Source organism: Budvicia aquatica DSM 5075 = ATCC 35567 (assembly GCF_000427805.1).
In the GTDB taxonomy this organism is placed as follows: domain Bacteria; phylum Pseudomonadota; class Gammaproteobacteria; order Enterobacterales; family Enterobacteriaceae; genus Budvicia; species Budvicia aquatica.
Map to the genome: position 1 here is coordinate 13,974 of NZ_ATYS01000042.1, position 17,715 is coordinate 31,688.

Below are 17,715 nucleotides of genomic sequence, written 5' to 3' on the forward strand. Positions count from 1 at the left end.
TTTATCCTCTTGCGGCCAAGGCCGTTACTCTATCAAAAGCGACACCGCTGTGAATGACTTCCATTGCCTGCTGGGCGTTAATTCGCAGATCGTCTTGTCCGAATAGTCTTAGCAGTAAAGCCACGTTTGCTGCCACCGCTGAAGCGTGAGCCCGCTCGCCTTTACCTTGTAACAGGCGCGACAGAATGTCACGATTTTCTTCTGGCGAACCGCCCTCAAGTTCTGACAGTGAATGTTGCTGTAAACCAAAATCTTTATTGGTTAATTCATAACATTCAATTTTACCATCGCGCAGTTCAGCCACTTTAGTCGGAGCATGGATAGCAACTTCATCCATTCCGCCGCCGTGAACAACGGCAGCTTGCTGATAGCCTAATACTTTGAGGGTTTCAGCTATCGGGCGAACCAATTCAGGACTGTATACGCCAATCAGCGCTTTCTTTGGTCGAGCAGGATTAATCAGCGGGCCGAGTACGTTAAACAGCGTGCGTGTTTTTAGCTGCTGGCGTACCGGCATCGCATGGCGGAATCCGGTGTGATATTGCGGTGCAAACAGGAAACAAACGCCTAAATCATCCAGCGCTTTACGCGAAAGCTCTGCCGGCATATCTAATTTGATGCCCATGGCGGCCAGCAGGTCAGATGAACCTGAACGGCTGGATACGCTACGGTTACCGTGTTTAGCGATGCTGATGCCACAGCTGGCCGCGACAAAAGCGCTGGCCGTTGAAATATTGATACTGTTAGTTCCGTCTCCGCCGGTACCGACAATATCAGCAAAATCATATTCAGGGCGCGGGAATGGCTGAGCATCAGCTAGAAATGCGGCTGCGGCTCCGGCGATTTCATCCGGTGTTTCTCCGCGCACTTTCATGCTGATAAGCACTGCAGCCAGTTGTGATGGCTCTAACTCTCCGCGAGCAATGCTGCTGAAGAGTGTCTGGCTTTCCTGCTGAGTCAATGATTCGGCACGGTATAATTTATTAAGAATCGATTGCATCATATATTCCTTATTGGTCCGCCAAAGCCCAGGACAATGTCTGGTTTAATAACCGAGCGCCCTGAGTAGTCAAAATTGATTCCGGGTGAAATTGAAAACCGCAAACGCGGTGACGATCGTGGCGAACGGCCATGACCATTTGGTTGTAATGAGCGTTAACCGTTAGCTCTGCCGGAACGTCGGTACCAACCAGAGAATGGTAGCGGGCAACCGGTAAAGGTGATGGCAGACCTTCAAACATGCCTAATCCGTCATGGGTGATAGGCGACGATTTTCCGTGCAGGATTTCGCCGGCCTGACCTACATTTCCGCCATAGGCTTGTACAATGGCTTGGTGACCCAGACAGATACCGATAATCGGTAATTTGCCTAATAGGGTAGTGAGAAGTTCAGGCATACAGCCTGCATCCGACGGTTTTCCCGGACCCGGAGATAACATCAGAACGGGCTTATTCATGCCTTCAATCTGCCGAATGATTAGCTCTGCGGGCAGAGTATTACGATAAACTGTGACGCTATGTCCGCTGGCCCGCAGTTGGTCAACCAGGTTGTAGGTAAAGGAGTCGATGTTATCGAGCAGTAGAATATCAGCCATCAGAAAATCTCCCTTGCCTGATGAGCAGTAGCAATAGCCCGCAATACGGCTCTGGCCTTATTGCGGGTTTCATCGGCTTCTGCCTGTGGATTAGAATCTAAGACCACGCCGGCACCGGCCTGAATAGTTGCGATGCCGTCTTCAACGTAAGCGGAGCGGATAACAATACAGGTATCTAAATCACCATGAGCGGTGAAGTAACCCACGGCGCCGCCATAGCTACCACGACGAACGCCTTCATACTGGGCAATTAGCTGCATGGCTTTGACTTTAGGCGCTCCGCTGAGGGTGCCCATATTCATACAGGCCTGATAGGCATGGAGAGCATCAAGATCGCTTCTCAATGTACCGACAACGCGCGAAACCAGATGCATAACGAAAGAGTAGCGGTCTACTTTAGTCAGGTCTGCAACGTAGCGACTACCGGCTTCACAGATACGGGCCAGATCGTTGCGCGCCAGGTCAACCAGCATAATGTGTTCTGCCAGCTCTTTATGGTCGGTACGCATATCAAGTTCAAAGCGACTATCTAAATCTTTATCTAACGAGCCGTCAGCATGGCGTCCGCGCGGGCGAGTTCCGGCGATAGGATAAATTTCGATTTGGCGGTTATCAGCCGAATATTTCAGTGCGCTCTCTGGCGATGCGCCAAACAGTGAGAAGGCTTCATCCTGCATAAAGAACATATAAGGGCTTGGATTATTCTCTTTTAGCGTTTGGTAGGCTGCCAGCGGTGAAGGGCAAGGCAAAGTGAAACGGCGTGAAGGAACAACCTGAAAAATATCACCTTGGTGAATAGCCTGCTGTAATTCACGAACAATCCTGCCATATTCTTCATCACTGCGATCGCAGTTAAGCGCCATGTTTTCTAATACCGGGGCGGTGATGGTCGATGCCGGGCAGCTTAACTGATGCTGGAGCTCGGCTAAGCGCTGTTGTAAACGCAGTTGTTCTGCATCATCCGGTGTAAACAGGCTGGCCTGTAAGCGGGAAATGCCATTCTGGTGATCGAGGGTTAATAATGTCTCTGCCAGATAGAAACAGAAGTCAGGACAGCGCCTGTCACTGGCTAATTCAGGTAAATCTTCGAAGCCGGCAACCAGGTCATAGGCAAACAGACCACCTAGCAGCATCGCATTACTTTGGTCTGCCGGAGTCGTTACCAGCGCCAGCAATTGGCGCAGGGAGTCAAATACTGAGGTTGATTTCAGGCGGGCATCTTCGTCCTGCATGGAATCAATGGTTGGATAAACCAGCCGCCGCTGTTGGTCAGAAATATGGTTTTCTACGCCGGCAGGTAATTGGTTATCTAACAGGGATAACAATGAATTACCGTTTGGCGTTAACGCACGTAAGGTCACTTGACGACCTTCAGCGGAAATACGCAGTGCGCTGTCAATAACCAGTAAACTTTTTAAGTTTTGCTTGCTGTCGACTTCTGCTGATTCAAGCAGCAGCGTCGCAGGGCGATTGTGGCAGAGTTGAGAAAATATCGCCGTAGGATCGTTGCGGTAAGGCGTTTCTGCGGTTAATAGCTGCAATGTTGGTTTTACTGTTTGCATGTGTATTTACGCCATTCTTATCAATATTACTGTTTCTTTATCAGCATGAATTTCATGCATTAAAAAGCCCGCTGGGTGCGGGCTTTTGGCTATTTGCTTTATCAGATGACAAATTGGTGCAAGTAGACCGCCCGCTAAGGGAGAAGTCGCCACCAACTGATTAAAACGATTTTTGTAGTCATCATGATATAACCTTATTTGTTGAGCATTAATCTAATCACATGCTTGTTGCATCTACGTACTAGTAAACTAGTTTAATGGATTGGTGTCAACTGTTTTGACATGAAAAATTTAAAAATCTTAGAAAATTTAAATATAAAGTGAAACCTGAGAATTAAAGGGGATAAATGCGGGTAAAGCTGAAACTAATCCGCGTTGGTACAGGGGAAATCTGGTATTATTCAAAACTCGTTTGGCGCAATGCGTCAGCCTATTCATTTTCTGCTAAAGAGCCCGCCCGTGAGCACAACATTATCATTTGCTAATTTACCGTTACCTGAAGAACAAATCGCTAATCTGAATGAACTAGGTTATGCACAAATGACGCCGATCCAGTCAGCGTCATTGCCATTTATTTTGCAGGGTAAAGACGTTGTTGCTCAGGCTAAAACCGGTAGCGGTAAGACTGCTGCGTTTGGTATCGGCGTTTTGGCCGCTATTCAGGTTAATGTGTTTCGCACTCAGGCTTTGATTCTGTGTCCGACGCGGGAATTAGCCGATCAGGTCAGTAAAGAGATTCGCCGCCTTGCGCGCTTCACGCAGAATATTAAAGTTCTGACGCTGTGCGGCGGCCAGCCTATGGGGTTACAGGTCGATTCTCTTGCTCATCCGGCTCATATTATTGTTGGTACGCCTGGGCGTATTCAGGATCATTTACGTAAAGGCAATTTGACGCTGAATGACCTCAGTATTCTTGTGCTGGACGAAGCTGACAGAATGCTGGATATGGGATTCTCTGATGAAGTGAATGATATTATCAGCCAAACGCAGGAAAGCCGCCAGACGCTACTTTTTTCCGCGACTTACCCTGCTGATATTGAAAAAATGAGTGCGAGAGTCCAGCGCTCTCCTGAACGCATCAGCGTTGAAACGGCTGACGATCGGGTTCATATAGAACAGCAGTTTTTTGAAGTGAGTAAAAACGAGCGCATTAGCCTGCTGCAAAAGTTATTGTCACATTACCAGCCGATGTCCTGCGTTATTTTCTCTAATACTAAGCGTGACTGTCAGGAGATCGCCGATACGTTGAGTCAAGCGGGTAACAGCGTACTGGCTTTGCATGGCGATCTGGAGCAGAGGGACCGCGAACGCGTACTGGTTCAGTTTGCTAACCAAAGCTGTCGAATTTTGGTCGCTACCGATGTGGCCGCCCGTGGCTTAGATATTAAAGAGCTGCCTTTAGTGATTAACTTCGAACTGCCTTTTGATCCTGAAGTATATGTTCACCGCATTGGCCGTACTGGCCGGGCAGGGTTGGAAGGGATGGCAATCAGCTTCTGTACCGTAAATGAATTACAGCGGGCTCACGCGATTGAAGATTACCTGTCAGAACCTCCGGTCTGGAAAGATCCGAAATCTATGGCTAACGTTGAAGTCACTACCATCGTTTCCGATATGCTAACTTTAAATATTGATGGTGGCCGTAAAGCTAAAATGCGACCTGGTGATATTTTAGGTGCCCTGACGGGGGATGCTGGATTGACCGCCGCGGAAGTCGGTAAGATTGCGCTGTTTGATACTCAGGCTTACGTCGCTATTCGTCGTAAAAGTGCGAAAACCGCCCTTGAGCGTTTACGTAACGGTAAAATCAAAGGTAAAAATTACCGCGTTTGGTTAATTAAATAACGCCTCTCTGATTCAGTGAAGCATTGCTAAATGTTATCGGCCTAAGATATCGAATCCCGTTGTAAAACGGGATTCGGGTTCTGATTAAGACTTAACTTAACTTAGGTTACGGCAATTCTCCATTCCCCGAATGATTCTCCTCAACAATACATTTTACGATTTTTACTATGATTTCGCGTCCGGCTCTCATACCATGTCATCGGGTATTCAGATGCATACAATAAGGAATTATCTGTGAGTGAAATAACTATCGTTGCAACATTAACTATCAAGGCGGATTACCAAGCACCGTTAATGGTTGAGTTAAAGAAACTGGTTGATAGCAGCAGGGCGGAAAACGGGTGTCTGCAGTACGATCTTCATCAGGATAACAAAAACCCGTTGGTTTATATTTTTATTGAGCGTTGGGCATCTCAGGCTATTGTGGATGTACATAATCAGTCCGAGCATTTTATTGCGTTTGGTCAGTTTGCCGCAGGAAAAATCGAATCGTTGGCGATTAACTTAATGACCAAGGTTTATTGATTATTGGGCTGACAGGCATAAAAAAACCCGCTAAGTGCGGGTTTTTTATTATCAGACAGTCGATGAACTAGTCATCAACCGGAGCCGGTCTTGCCGCAGGAGCAGCAGCAAAATTAGTTGCTGCATGACCGCCGGCAGAACCTTTACCGCTGAACTCATTGGTTTGAGCTGGCGTCACCACCGGAGTTTCCTCTGGAATAGACTCAGGCAGAGCTTCTGGTGCCGCTTCAGGCAAGGTTGCAGCCGGTGATTCAGATACTTCAGCGGCCGGTTTAAATACCGGAGAGCTGGCAATAACATTAGCCACTTCAGCTTCAACCTGAGCAACAGGCGTTTCAGCCACAACGACAACATCTTCAATCACCGGAGTAACCGTTTCAGCGTGTTGTTCAACATCGCTCTCAACCACAGGTGCAGGTATTTCGGCTACAGTAGCCGTCTCTGCTGGTGCCGCGGCTGGAGATGATGCCGGCGCTGATGCAACGCTGGTAGCAACAATCGATACCGGAGCAACTATTGGTGCCGGCGCAGCGATCGGTGCGTTGACCATTGGTTTAGGGATTGAATCGCTAGTTGGCTCATCAATCACTTCAACTGCCGGAATAGCTTCAGCTGCAGGATTGACATACTCTTTAAACTCATCATCGCTAACCACGTCTGCGGTTGGCTGTGCTTCAACAACGACAGGCGCTGCTGCGATACTGGCCACCACATTCACTGTTTCAACCGCCTGAATCTCTGACTGTTGATTTTGGCGACGGGCATTATCTTCAGCAATATTAGCCGCTTCCAATGCTTCAATTGGTTCAAATACCTTAGGCTGGTCGCTGGCTATTGTTGCGTAGTTAATGAAAACTTTACCTGAAGCCAGTTCAGGAGATGCCATTGCGAAGGTGAGTGGCATTGCTGAAACCGTCGGGTATTTTTCATCACGGTAACGACGACGACGCTGCCCGCTAACGCGCAAATGGCGTGGCGAACGACGAGAACGGCGTGGCATGCCGTTGTTGTCATTGTTATTGTAGTTATTGCTTTGCTCATTATCTGAATCAGAAGCAGCAACTTGTTGAACCGCATGACTATCACTGTCAGTCAGGTTAACTGGCTGAGGCAGTAATTTAACTTCTTCAACGACCGCAAGGTTAACGACCTGAGTTACTACAGCCGTTTCAACGGTGCCTTCAGCAGCAGATTCAGTTTGTGAGGTTACACGAACCTTATGCGTTAACTGACGACGCTGACGACGTTGTGCTGCTACCGTTGGTTTTTCTTCTTCCACCGCAGCAACCGCAACGGTCGCTACGCTTTCAGCAACGGTTTCGGCAACTTGTTCAGATTGTTGAACCTGAGCCTGTTGCTGACGTTTGTCTTCATTACGACGACGCTGACGGTCAGCACGTGATTCACGACGGCTATCATCACGAGCCGCTGGGGTAGCAGTCGCTGTTGCATCTTGCGCAGCATCTTGTACCTGAGGCTGGGCCTGACGATTATTACGGCGAGAATCCTGCGTATTATCGCGGTTTTGACGATCGCTGTTGCGCTCAGTATTACGCTCGTTATTACGTTCACCGTTACGATCGTTGTTACGATCTTTACGGTTATTGTTATTACGACGGTTGTTATTGCGGCGATCCTGTTGAGCGTTAGTTTTCTCGTTAACAGCCGGTTTCTCAACCACCTCTTTAGCCGGTTCTGCCGGAGCTAACAGGTTTTTCAGTCCGCTAACAAAACGAGATAACAGCCCCGGGCCGGCCGGTGCAACGGGTGCGGTAACGACTGGTGTAGCCGCCGCTTTTTTCTCTTCTACCGGTGCAGATTCAGATGACATGGCAAAGCTGGTTAATGCCGGTTGCTCTGGCATTTTACGTTCGTGAGGCGTTTCCTCTTCACTTTCAGTCTCTGCTTCATGTAACTGTGGAAGTAAGTAACTCAGCACGTTGCTTTCTTCGCCAGGCTTTTTACGGATAACTTCGTAATGCGGCGTTTCCATGCGGTCATTTGGGACGACGACAACGCGGACTTTTCCACCTGAACGACGCTCAATAGCGTTGATAGATTCGCGCTTCTCATTCAGCAGGTAAGAGGCGACCTGAACCGGCACGATGGCATCGACTTCTTTCGTATTGTCTTTTAATGCTTCTTCTTCAATCAGACGAAGAATAGACAGTGCCAGTGATTCGTTGTCACGTACGGTACCGGTACCGTTACAGCGAGGGCAAACGTGATGGCTTGACTCACCTAATGACGGGCTCAGGCGTTGACGGGACATCTCTAACAGGCCGAAACGAGAGATACGACCGATTTGAATGCGCGCACGGTCTTGACGAACGGCATCACGCAGGCGATTTTCAACTTCACGCTGATGACGAATTGGTGTCATATCGATAAAGTCGATAACAATTAAACCCCCTAAGTCACGCAGGCGTAATTGACGGGCAATTTCATCAGCGGCTTCGAGGTTGGTATTAAAGGCGGTCTCTTCAATATCGCCACCGCGGGTAGAACGCGCGGAGTTGATATCGATAGCCGTTAATGCCTCGGTGGTATCAATAACGATCGATCCGCCGGAAGGGAGGCGAACCTCACGCTGGAAGGCTGACTCAATCTGAGATTCGATTTGATAATGGCTGAACAGCGGAATTTCACCGGTGTAAGGCTTAATCTTGCTGCTGAAATCAGGACGACCCAGCGCGGCAATATGCTCTTTGGCCAGATCGAGAATTTTCATATTATCGATCAGGATTTCGCCAATATCAGGGCGTAAATAATCACGGAAGGCACGAACAATAACGTTGCTTTCCTGATGAATTAAGAACGGAGCAGGGCGACCCTCAGCGGCTTTCTTAATGGCTTCCCAGTGCTTCAAACGGAAGGACAAGTCCCACTGTAAGGCTTCTGCTGATTTACCAACGCCTGCGGTACGGACAATCAGACCCATACCGTTTGGAATTTCAAGGGAGTCTAGGGCTTCTTTAAGTTCCTGACGGTCATCACCTTCAATACGACGGGAAATACCACCGGCGCGAGGGTTGTTTGGCATCAGAACTAAATAACTACCGGCCAGACTAATAAATGTGGTTAGTGCTGCACCTTTATTTCCACGCTCTTCTTTATCAACCTGAACGATAACTTCTTGGCCAACATGCAAGACATCTTTGATGTTAGGTCGACCATGAGAAGAACCATTAGAGGAAAAGTATTCGCGGGAAATTTCTTTAAAAGGAAGGAAACCGTGTCGGTCTGCTCCGTAGTCAACAAATGCCGCTTCAAGGCTTTGTTCAACTCGGGTTATTTTGCCTTTGTAAATATTAGCTTTTTTCTGTTCATGTCCTGGACTTTCAATATCCAAATCGTACAGACGTTGCCCATCAACTAAGGCTACACGCAACTCTTCTTGCTGAGTTGCGTTAATCAACATTCTTTTCATTTAAACTTTACTCATTTTTTTACATTGTCAATTGAGTCTACGTGTAAGGATACTCATGGACGGAGTTGACCGATGGCCCCGAGTCTTATCGCAAAATCGTCAACCTCACGGTTGTCGTTTGCACAGGGACGCATTATCTCGGTAAGTCTGTATTTCTTTGTGAAAACAGCACTTTTTATCAGGGAAAGTCCGTCGCTAAAGTTAGATAGAGATCGGGTTCCTTTTACCATCCAAGCCACTACCCGTAGCTCGCTAATTGCTTGATATCTCATGGTGTCTTACGCCATTGCTGCACTGACTGAGCGATCTGCAAATTTTATTTTTTGCCTGTTACCACGCATTAGGCGGGTTCAAGGCAGAAAATCAGCCACATTATCAACTGCCAGCCGCGTTATGGCAAGGTGACTTTTACTCTTACGTTTAATTATGTAATAACAGTGTTAAAATAACGTATTAATAAGATTTGTATGCCAAAAATTTAGCCAACGCCCACAATGGGTATATAGCCCAAAATAATTCGAGTTGAGGGAAGGCGGCAAGTGGCTGAATCCCGATGGGCTTACTGTGGTAAGCGACTCGAGTAAACAAATGCGGCCAACGCCCCATCAACTTAAAGTATTAAGGGAGTCACTCTGTTTATTGATTAAATAGAGTTATTATAAGTGTAGACATGAAAACAATTTAATAAGGCATATTTAGCAAAAAATGATCGTGCTAGAATCCGCATTATGAAAACATGCAATCCATCCGTACAAAATATAACCATCACTGCTGATACCGCAGGGCAGCGTATTGACAACTTTTTGCGAACCTTTTTAAAGGGTGTCCCTAAAAGTATGATTTACCGTATCCTGCGCAAAGGTGAGGTTCGCGTAAATAAAAAACGCATCAAGCCTGAATATAAACTGGAAGACGGCGATATTCTTAGGATTCCCCCCGTTCGAGTCGCAGAACGTGAAGAATCTACCGTTTCAGCCAAATTAGATAAAGTGGCTGCACTAGAAAACTGCATCCTTTATGAGGATGATTATATTCTGGTGTTGAATAAGCCATCAGGTACGGCTGTTCACGGAGGCAGCGGTTTAAGCTTTGGTGTTATAGAAGGGCTTAGGGCGCTAAGGCCTGATGCTAAGTTCTTAGAATTAGTTCACCGCTTAGACCGTGAAACATCCGGCGTTTTGTTAGTGGCTAAAAAGCGTTCTGCACTACGTAGCTTGCATGAGCAACTTCGTTTGAAGACCATGCAGAAAGATTATCTGGCCTTAGTGCGTGGTCAATGGCAATCACATTGTAAAGTGGTGCAGGCGCCATTGTTAAAGAACGTTTTACAAAGCGGTGAGCGTATCGTTCGTGTTGATGCGGAAGGTAAACCTTCAGAAACCCGTTTCAAAGTTGAGGAACGTTTTGACAGTGCTAATGCGACATTGGTTAAAGCCAGTCCGGTAACCGGACGAACTCACCAGATTCGTGTTCATACTTTGCATGCCGGGCATCCGATTGCATTTGACGACCGCTATGGTGATAGGGAGTTTGATAGTTCACTATCAGGCACTAAACTCAATCGGCTATTTCTACATGCAGCCGCTTTACGTTTTGAACATCCGAACTCTGGTGAAACAATGAGGGTTGAAGCGCCGCTTGATGGCGCATTACGTTATTGTCTTGCTGCATTACGCGCATCAAAATAAATTGATAGAGAATCTGACCGGTAGTTTTAAGTTAATCCGCCGCCGGTCAGATTTTATTCGTCAGTGGATTAATGCCGGCGTTGATTAATAGTCGGGTTAATGAGATTAACGGTAAGCCGACTAGCGTATTGGGATCACGACCTGATAATTTGTCAAACAGAGCAATTCCCAATCCTTCACATTTAAAACTTCCCGCGCAGTTCCAGGGTTGTTCTTTATCTAAATAAGCACTTATCTCTTGCTCGGTAAGATGGCGAAAATAAACATCGAACGTTTCACACAGCGACTCCGATTGCCCGGATTTTCCATTATACAGGCAAAGCCCGGTATAAAAGGTAATGCGCTGGCCACTGGCTTGACTGAGCTGAACCATGGCATTGCTTTTGTTGTGTGGTTTACCGGTGATCTGATTGTCGAGTACACAAACCTGATCCGATCCGATAATTAGGCCGTTCGGGTAATTAACGGCGACGGCCAGTGCTTTCTCTGTTGCCAGTCGGATAACTAATTGTTCTGCCGTTTCATTATCTTTGGCGCGTTCTTCAATTTGCGGAGCGACGGCTATAAAAGGGATACCCAGCTTTTCCAGCAAAGCCTGACGGTAGGAAGAGGTGGATGCTAAGATTAACTGTGACATGGTGACACCTGATAATAAAAGAGGGTGGCTAGTGGATAAAGTTAAGCCAATACATTGCTAATCGTTTTAACTATTCGTTGTAACTATTTATAAATAGTTACATTATCGCTTAGGCTATCTGCATATTATTGGCTAAATCGTTGTTAAAACGATAGCGAAATAGTACCGGCTATCTTAAACTATGCGCAATCTTAGGCGCTGAGATCTTAAATGCATGTGATTTACGAGCATTTTCTTTGACTCTCGGCCATTACAACGTTAATATGCGCGCCCTATGCAAAAGGTAAAATTACCCTTAACTATTGATCCGCTTCGTACGGCTCAGAAAAGTCTGGATTACGCTGGAATATATTCAGCCGACCAGGTTGTACGATTAGCCGAATCAGTAGTGAGTGTGGATGGTGACATCGATGCTGAAGTATCATTTAATATTGATAATCAGCGTTTAGTTGTTATTACAGGCAAGGCCAGTGTTCCAGTAACGCTGATGTGCCAGCGCTGTAATCACAACTTCGAGTACATCGTTCACGCAACGTATTGTTTCTGCCCGGTCAAAAATGATGAACAGGCAGAAGCTTTACCGGCAGGCTATGAGCCAATCGAAGTCGATAACTTTGGCGAAATCGATTTGCTGGCATTGATTGAGGATGAACTTATCCTTTCTCTGCCTATAGCACCGGTTCATGAATATGAACACTGTGAAGTGTCCGACGCGGACATGATATTTGGCCAACTGCCCGCTGAGGCAGAGAAACCAAATCCATTCGCCGTATTAGCCAGTTTAAAGCAAAAGTAACCGAGGAGTAAGGTCGATGGCCGTACAACAAAACAAAAGTACCCGTTCAAGACGTGGCATGCGTCGTTCACATGATGCATTGACTACTGCTGCAGTATCTGTGGATAAAGTCTCAGGTGAAACCCACCTGCGTCACCACATCACAGCTGACGGTTACTACCGTGGCCGCAAGGTAATCGCTAAGTAATTATAGGCGATACTTTGACTTGTCTAACCATTGCGTTAGATGCTATGGGCGGGGATTTCGGTCCCTGCGTTACAGTGCCTGCATCATTGCAGGCATTGGCTTCTAATCCAGCCTTAAATATCCAGCTTGTTGGCGATCCTGCAGCTATAACCCCTCTGCTAGTTAATATCCATCCCGATATTCTTAATCGACTTACCGTTATTCCTGCCGAATTTATGGTGGCTAACGACGCTAAACCGTCTCACGCTATCAGAAACAGCCGCGGCACGTCTATGCGCATTGCATTAAATCAGGTTAAAGACGGCCTCGCTCAGGCCTGCGTCAGCGCAGGAAATACCGGTGCTTTAATGGGGCTGTCTAAATTAATGCTAAAACCGCTGGATGGTATTGAACGCCCGGCATTGGTGACGGCGTTGCCAAATCAGAATGGCGGTAAAACACTGTTGCTGGATTTAGGGGCTAACGTTGAATGCGATAGCGAAATGCTGGTCCAGTTCGCCGTTATGGGGGCTGTGATGGCTGAAGAGATATTGCAAATTCCCCGGCCCCGCGTGGCATTGCTGAATATTGGCGAAGAAGAAACGAAAGGTCTTGATAACATCCAGGCTGCAGCGGCTATACTGAAAAATACTCAGCAGATTAATTATATTGGCTACTTAGAAGGTAACGATCTTCTGACTGGCGAAACGGATGTGTTAGTATGTGATGGTTTTGTCGGTAACGTGACGTTAAAGACATTGGAAGGTGTAGTTCGAGTATTTCTTTCATTATTGTCGTCAGGGAAACGAAAACGTTCGTGGTGGATGAAGCTCATTGGATATTGGTTTAAAAAGAGTTTATCTAAACGTTTCGGACATTTAAATCCCGATCGATATAATGGGGCCTGTCTGTTAGGATTACGCAGTACCGTGATTAAAAGTCACGGGGCGGCTAATCAACAGGCTTTCACCGTAGCCATTGAGCAGGCCATTCAGGCCGTGGAACGAAACGTTCCTACGCAAATTGCTGCTCGTCTTCAGGCTGTATTACCTAAGAGTGACTGATCGTTCATGTATACAAAAATTCTAGGTACAGGTAGCTACCTACCCGTACAAGTGCGTACCAATGCCGATCTAGAGCAGATGGTAGAGACGACAGACGACTGGATTGTTTCTCGTACAGGGATCCGTCAGCGTCATATTGCAGCACCGGATGAAACCGTTGCCACTATGGCTTGCCATGCGGCTGATAAAGCCATTGAGATGGCCGGCATTGATAAAGATGAAATAGGGCTGATTATTGTTGCCACTACCTCATCAAGCAACGCTTTTCCTAGCGCAGCCTGTGAAGTTCAGAACCATTTAGGCATTAAAGATGCCGCAGCGTTTGATATTGCTGCCGCCTGTGCCGGATTTGCCTACGCCATTAGCGTTGCCGATCAGTATGTAAAAAATGGCGCAGTGGCAAAAGCACTGGTCATTGGTTCTGACGCACTTAGCCGTACGCTGGATCCACAGGATCGCGGAACTATTATCCTATTTGGTGATGGTGCCGGAGCCGTTGTTGTAGGCGCATCAGAAGAACCTGGTATTATTTCAACACATCTTCATGCGGATGGCCGATATGGCGATCTGCTTACATTGCCTAATCACGATCGGGTTGATCCTGCTAAACCGGATTATCTGACAATGAAAGGGAATGATGTCTTTAAAGTTGCGGTAACCGAGTTAGCGCATATTGTTGATGAAACGCTGACTGCTAATAATATTGATAAATCCGAACTGGATTGGTTAGTTCCTCACCAGGCAAATCTGCGCATTATTTCTGCAACGGCTAAAAAGCTGGGAATGGGAATGGAGAAAGTGGTTATTACTCTGGATCGTCATGGTAATACATCAGCTGCATCCGTTCCTTCTGCATTAGATGAAGCGGTAAGAGACGGACGTATTCAACGCGGACATCTTATTATTCTAGAAGCCTTTGGCGGTGGATTTACCTGGGGCTCGGCATTAATCCGGTTCTAATTTTGACTAAAAACACTGGTTTGGAAAAACGATTATGAGTCAATTTGCAATAGTATTCCCGGGACAGGGATCTCAAACGGTAGGTATGTTGTCTGGCCTTGCTGAGACATTTCCCATCGTGCAACAGACTTTTGCTGAAGCGTCCGACGCTTTAGGCTATGACTTATGGAATTTGGTTCAACAAGGACCAGAGTCTGAATTAAATAAAACCTGGCAAACCCAGCCTGCACTATTAGCCGCATCAGTGGCTATTTGGCGGGTTTGGCAGCAGCAGGGTGGTAAAATGCCGGCAATGTTGGCCGGGCACAGCCTAGGTGAATATTCGGCTTTAGTATGTGCCGGCGTACTGGATTTTAAAGATGCGATTCGCCTGGTTGAACTTCGCGGCAAACTGATGCAAGAAGCCGTTCCGGAAGGGACCGGCGCGATGTCAGCCATTATTGGTCTGGATAACGATGCGATTGCTAAAGCCTGTGAAGAGTCTGCCCAAGGGCAGGTTGTTTCTCCGGTGAATTTCAATTCACCGGGGCAGGTTGTTATTGCGGGCAATAAAGAAGCCGTAGAGCGAGCAGGCATTGCTTGTAAAGCCGCTGGCGCTAAACGTGCGTTACCACTACCTGTCAGCGTGCCTTCGCACTGTGCTTTAATGAAGCCGGCTGCTGATAAGTTAGCCGAAGCTTTAAAATTAGTGACCTTTAATGCACCACAGATTACCGTCATTAATAATGTAGATGTTAAAGCAGAAACTGATGCAGACGCTATTCGTCATGCATTAGTACGCCAGCTTTATAATCCTGTGCGCTGGACTGAAACTGTAGAGCGTATGGCGGCTGAAAATATGACTTATTTATTAGAAGTTGGTCCGGGTAAAGTATTAACCGGATTAACCAAACGAATTGTCGATACGTTATCTGCTGCGCCAGTTAACGATCCTGCTAACTTACAAAGTGCACTTGAGCTGTAAGTCAGAACAGAATAATCGTAAAGGGGAAATGAATGAGATTAGAAGGAAAAATTGCTCTGGTCACTGGCGCAAGCCGTGGTATTGGCCGGGCGATAGCTGAAAGACTCGTTTCTGATGGCGCGACTGTGATTGGTACAGCGACGTCAGACAAGGGGGCTGAAGCTATTAGTGAGTATTTGGGCAAAAATGGAAAAGGAATTGCACTGAATGTGACCGATTCCGCATCTATTGAAACTGCTCTTAATACAATTCGTGCTGAATTTGGCGAAATCGACATTCTGATCAATAATGCAGGTATCACTCGCGATAATCTGCTAATGAGAATGAAAGATGATGAGTGGCAAGACATTCTTGACACAAATCTGACGTCGGTTTTTCGTCTATCAAAAGCAGTTATGCGTGCAATGATGAAAAAACGTCATGGACGGATAATTACTATTGGCTCAGTTGTTGGTACAATGGGTAATGCAGGGCAGACTAACTACGCTGCTGCTAAAGCTGGCATCATCGGTTTTAGCAAGTCGCTGGCGCGGGAAGTTGCATCCAGAGGTATTACCGTCAATGTTATTGCGCCCGGTTTTATTGAAACCGATATGACGCGTGCATTGACAGACGAACAACGGTCAGGCATTTTGTCATCAGTCCCTGCTAACCGCTTGGGCGAAGCAAAAGAGATAGCCAGCGCTGCTGCATTTTTAGCCTCTGATGAAGCTGGATATATTACGGGTGAAACCTTAAATGTGAATGGTGGCATGTACATGCTTTAAGAATCGCTAATATTTTAATCAATTTGAGCCAATTTTGGGCAAAAAGATTAAAATTGTGGTTCGACCAGCCTATATTTGGTTGCATCTTTTTCAACATTGAATAAACTACGAAAACCATCGCGTTAGCGAGTTTTGATAGGAAATTTAAGAGTATGAGCACTATCGAAGAACGTGTTAAGAAAATCATTATTGAACAACTGGGTGTTAAAGAAGAAGAAGTCAAAAACGCCGCTTCTTTCGTAGAAGACCTGGGTGCTGATTCTCTTGACACCGTTGAACTGGTTATGGCTCTGGAAGAAGAGTTTGATACTGAGATTCCAGACGAAGAAGCAGAGAAGATTACTACTGTTCAAGCAGCGATTGATTATATCACTGCTGCTAACGCGTAATCGAACATATCTAGGCGGTCATTCGACCGCCTAAGTTTTTCTCATTCCATAATTCAAATTATCCCCCTCTGGAGGATTCAGCGTGTCTAAGCGTCGAGTTGTAGTGACTGGTATGGGCATGTTATCCCCTGTCGGCAACACTGTAGAGACTACATGGAAGGCTCTCCTTGCTGGGCAGAGTGGTATCAGCCTAATAGACCATTTCGATACTAGCGCTTACGCTACGCGTTTTGCTGGTTTAGTTAAAGGTTTTAACTCTGAAGAATTCATTTCCCGCAAAGATGCGAGAAAAATGGATGCCTTCATTCAATATGGTATTGCTGCCGGTATACAGGCAATGCAAGATTCCGGTATTGAGGTAACAGCAGAAAATGCGCCGCGTATGGGTGCCGCTATCGGTTCTGGGATCGGTGGTTTAGGCTTAATCGAAGAGAACCACAGTGCATTAGTCACTGGCGGACCTCGTAAAGTAAGTCCATTCTTTGTTCCTTCAACTATTGTGAATATGATTGCTGGTCACTTATCCATTATTTATGGACTTAGAGGACCGAGTATTTCTATAGCAACAGCCTGTACTTCAGGCGTACATAACATTGGTCATGCGGCAAGAATTATCGCCCATAACGATGCGGATGTTATGTTGGCAGGTGGAGCCGAAAAAGCCAGTACGCCGTTAGGTGTTGGTGGTTTTGGTGCTGCACGTGCACTTTCTACCCGAAATGATGATCCTCAGGGCGCAAGCCGTCCATGGGACAGAGACCGCGATGGTTTTGTACTTGGTGATGGTGCCGGCATAATGGTACTGGAAGAGTATGAACATGCTAAAAAGCGCGGTGCAAAAATTTATGCTGAAGTTGTTGGTTTTGGTATGAGCAGCGATGCTTATCATATGACTTCACCTCCGGAAGACGGAGCTGGTGCAGCTCTGGCGATGGAGAATGCGTTACGTGATGCTAACGTGACCCCGTCACAAATTGCTTATGTTAATGCTCACGGTACCTCAACGCACGCAGGTGATAAAGCGGAAGCTTCAGCTGTGAAGAGCATCTTTAAACAAGATGCTAAGCGGGTTATGGTGAGTTCGACTAAGTCAATGACAGGCCATTTGTTGGGCGCTGCAGGTGCTGTGGAATCAATATTCTCGATTCTTGCGTTACGCGATCAGGCTATTCCGCCAACCATTAATCTGGATAACCCAGATGAAGGTTGTGACCTGGACTTCGTTCCACACGAAGCTCGTCAGGTTAGCGGTATGGAATATGTATTATGTAATTCATTTGGTTTTGGTGGCACTAACGGTTCGGTTCTGTTCCGTAAAATCTAAAGC

At 46.6% G+C, this 17,715-nt stretch carries 16 protein-coding genes and 1 other annotated feature; of the genes, 11 read left to right on the top strand and 5 right to left on the bottom strand.

Going from position 1 to position 17,715, the window contains the following annotated elements; all coding sequences use genetic code 11:
* Position 1: 1 nt before the first annotated feature.
* From trpD to YWE_RS0115490, 3 genes are read right to left on the bottom strand one after another with little or no spacing between them, the layout of a single operon-like run.
* Complete coding sequence (gene trpD / locus YWE_RS0115480) at positions 2-1,000, bottom strand: anthranilate phosphoribosyltransferase (RefSeq protein WP_029095359.1); 999 nt, start codon at positions 998-1,000, stop codon at positions 2-4.
* Positions 1,001-1,010: 10 nt separating this feature from the next.
* Positions 1,011-1,595, bottom strand: a complete 585-nt coding sequence (locus YWE_RS0115485; protein ID WP_029095360.1) for a glutamine amidotransferase-related protein — start codon at positions 1,593-1,595, stop codon at positions 1,011-1,013.
* Positions 1,595-3,157 carry an anthranilate synthase component 1 gene (locus YWE_RS0115490; protein ID WP_029095361.1) on the bottom strand — a complete coding sequence of 521 codons (1,563 nt, stop codon included), beginning with the start codon at positions 3,155-3,157 and terminating at the stop codon, positions 1,595-1,597. Before YWE_RS0115490 ends, YWE_RS0115485 begins: the two co-directional genes overlap by 1 nt.
* Before the next feature lie 58 nt (positions 3,158-3,215).
* Positions 3,216-3,318, bottom strand: a sequence feature (Trp leader region).
* Between the two features lie 259 nt (positions 3,319-3,577).
* Here YWE_RS0115490 and dbpA point away from each other — a divergent pair.
* Positions 3,578-5,002, top strand: coding sequence for an ATP-dependent RNA helicase DbpA (gene dbpA, locus YWE_RS0115500; RefSeq protein WP_051323375.1), 1,425 nt, complete (start codon positions 3,578-3,580; stop codon positions 5,000-5,002).
* Positions 5,003-5,236: 234 nt separating this feature from the next.
* Positions 5,237-5,527 carry a putative quinol monooxygenase gene (locus YWE_RS0115505; RefSeq protein WP_029095364.1) on the top strand — a complete coding sequence of 97 codons (291 nt, stop codon included), beginning with the start codon at positions 5,237-5,239 and terminating at the stop codon, positions 5,525-5,527.
* A gap of 67 nt (positions 5,528-5,594) precedes the next feature.
* Here YWE_RS0115505 and rne read toward each other — a convergent pair whose 3' ends face one another.
* Positions 5,595-8,957 (bottom strand): ribonuclease E, encoded by a 3,363-nt coding sequence (gene rne, locus YWE_RS0115510; RefSeq protein ID WP_029095365.1) that lies wholly within the window; start codon positions 8,955-8,957, stop codon positions 5,595-5,597.
* Between the two features lie 728 nt (positions 8,958-9,685).
* Here rne and rluC point away from each other — a divergent pair.
* Positions 9,686-10,645 carry a 23S rRNA pseudouridine(955/2504/2580) synthase RluC gene (rluC, locus tag YWE_RS0115520; protein WP_029095366.1) on the top strand — a complete coding sequence of 320 codons (960 nt, stop codon included), beginning with the start codon at positions 9,686-9,688 and terminating at the stop codon, positions 10,643-10,645.
* A gap of 46 nt (positions 10,646-10,691) precedes the next feature.
* On the opposite strand, the gene YWE_RS0115525 is transcribed toward rluC, so the two are convergent.
* Positions 10,692-11,282, bottom strand: coding sequence for a Maf family protein (locus YWE_RS0115525; protein ID WP_029095367.1), 591 nt, complete (start codon positions 11,280-11,282; stop codon positions 10,692-10,694).
* Positions 11,283-11,556: 274 nt separating this feature from the next.
* On the opposite strand from YWE_RS0115525, the gene yceD reads away from it, so the two are divergent.
* From yceD to fabF, 8 genes are all read left to right on the top strand, one after another.
* Positions 11,557-12,078: a 23S rRNA accumulation protein YceD gene (gene yceD, locus YWE_RS0115530; protein WP_029095368.1), complete on the top strand. Its 522-nt coding sequence runs from the start codon at positions 11,557-11,559 to the stop codon at positions 12,076-12,078.
* Positions 12,079-12,094: 16 nt separating this feature from the next.
* Positions 12,095-12,265, top strand: a complete 171-nt coding sequence (rpmF, locus tag YWE_RS0115535) for a 50S ribosomal protein L32 (RefSeq protein WP_029095369.1) — start codon at positions 12,095-12,097, stop codon at positions 12,263-12,265.
* A gap of 14 nt (positions 12,266-12,279) precedes the next feature.
* Complete coding sequence (gene plsX / locus YWE_RS0115540; protein WP_029095370.1) at positions 12,280-13,308, top strand: phosphate acyltransferase PlsX; 1,029 nt, start codon at positions 12,280-12,282, stop codon at positions 13,306-13,308.
* Between the two features lie 6 nt (positions 13,309-13,314).
* A complete protein-coding gene (locus YWE_RS0115545) occupies positions 13,315-14,268 on the top strand; it encodes a beta-ketoacyl-ACP synthase III (protein ID WP_029095371.1) in 954 nt (317 codons plus the stop codon).
* A 34-nt stretch (positions 14,269-14,302) separates the two neighbouring features.
* On the top strand, positions 14,303-15,232 hold the full coding sequence (gene fabD / locus YWE_RS0115550; protein WP_029095372.1) for an ACP S-malonyltransferase: 930 nt from the start codon (positions 14,303-14,305) through the stop codon (positions 15,230-15,232).
* 32 nt (positions 15,233-15,264) lie between these two features.
* Positions 15,265-15,999: a 3-oxoacyl-ACP reductase FabG gene (gene fabG / locus YWE_RS0115555; protein ID WP_029095373.1), complete on the top strand. Its 735-nt coding sequence runs from the start codon at positions 15,265-15,267 to the stop codon at positions 15,997-15,999.
* A gap of 152 nt (positions 16,000-16,151) precedes the next feature.
* Positions 16,152-16,388 (top strand): acyl carrier protein, encoded by a 237-nt coding sequence (gene acpP, locus YWE_RS0115560; protein WP_029095374.1) that lies wholly within the window; start codon positions 16,152-16,154, stop codon positions 16,386-16,388.
* Positions 16,389-16,470: 82 nt separating this feature from the next.
* Entirely contained in the window at positions 16,471-17,712 is a 1,242-nt protein-coding gene (gene fabF, locus YWE_RS0115565; RefSeq protein ID WP_029095375.1) for a beta-ketoacyl-ACP synthase II, read from the top strand.
* The last annotated feature ends 3 nt before the right edge of the window (positions 17,713-17,715 follow it).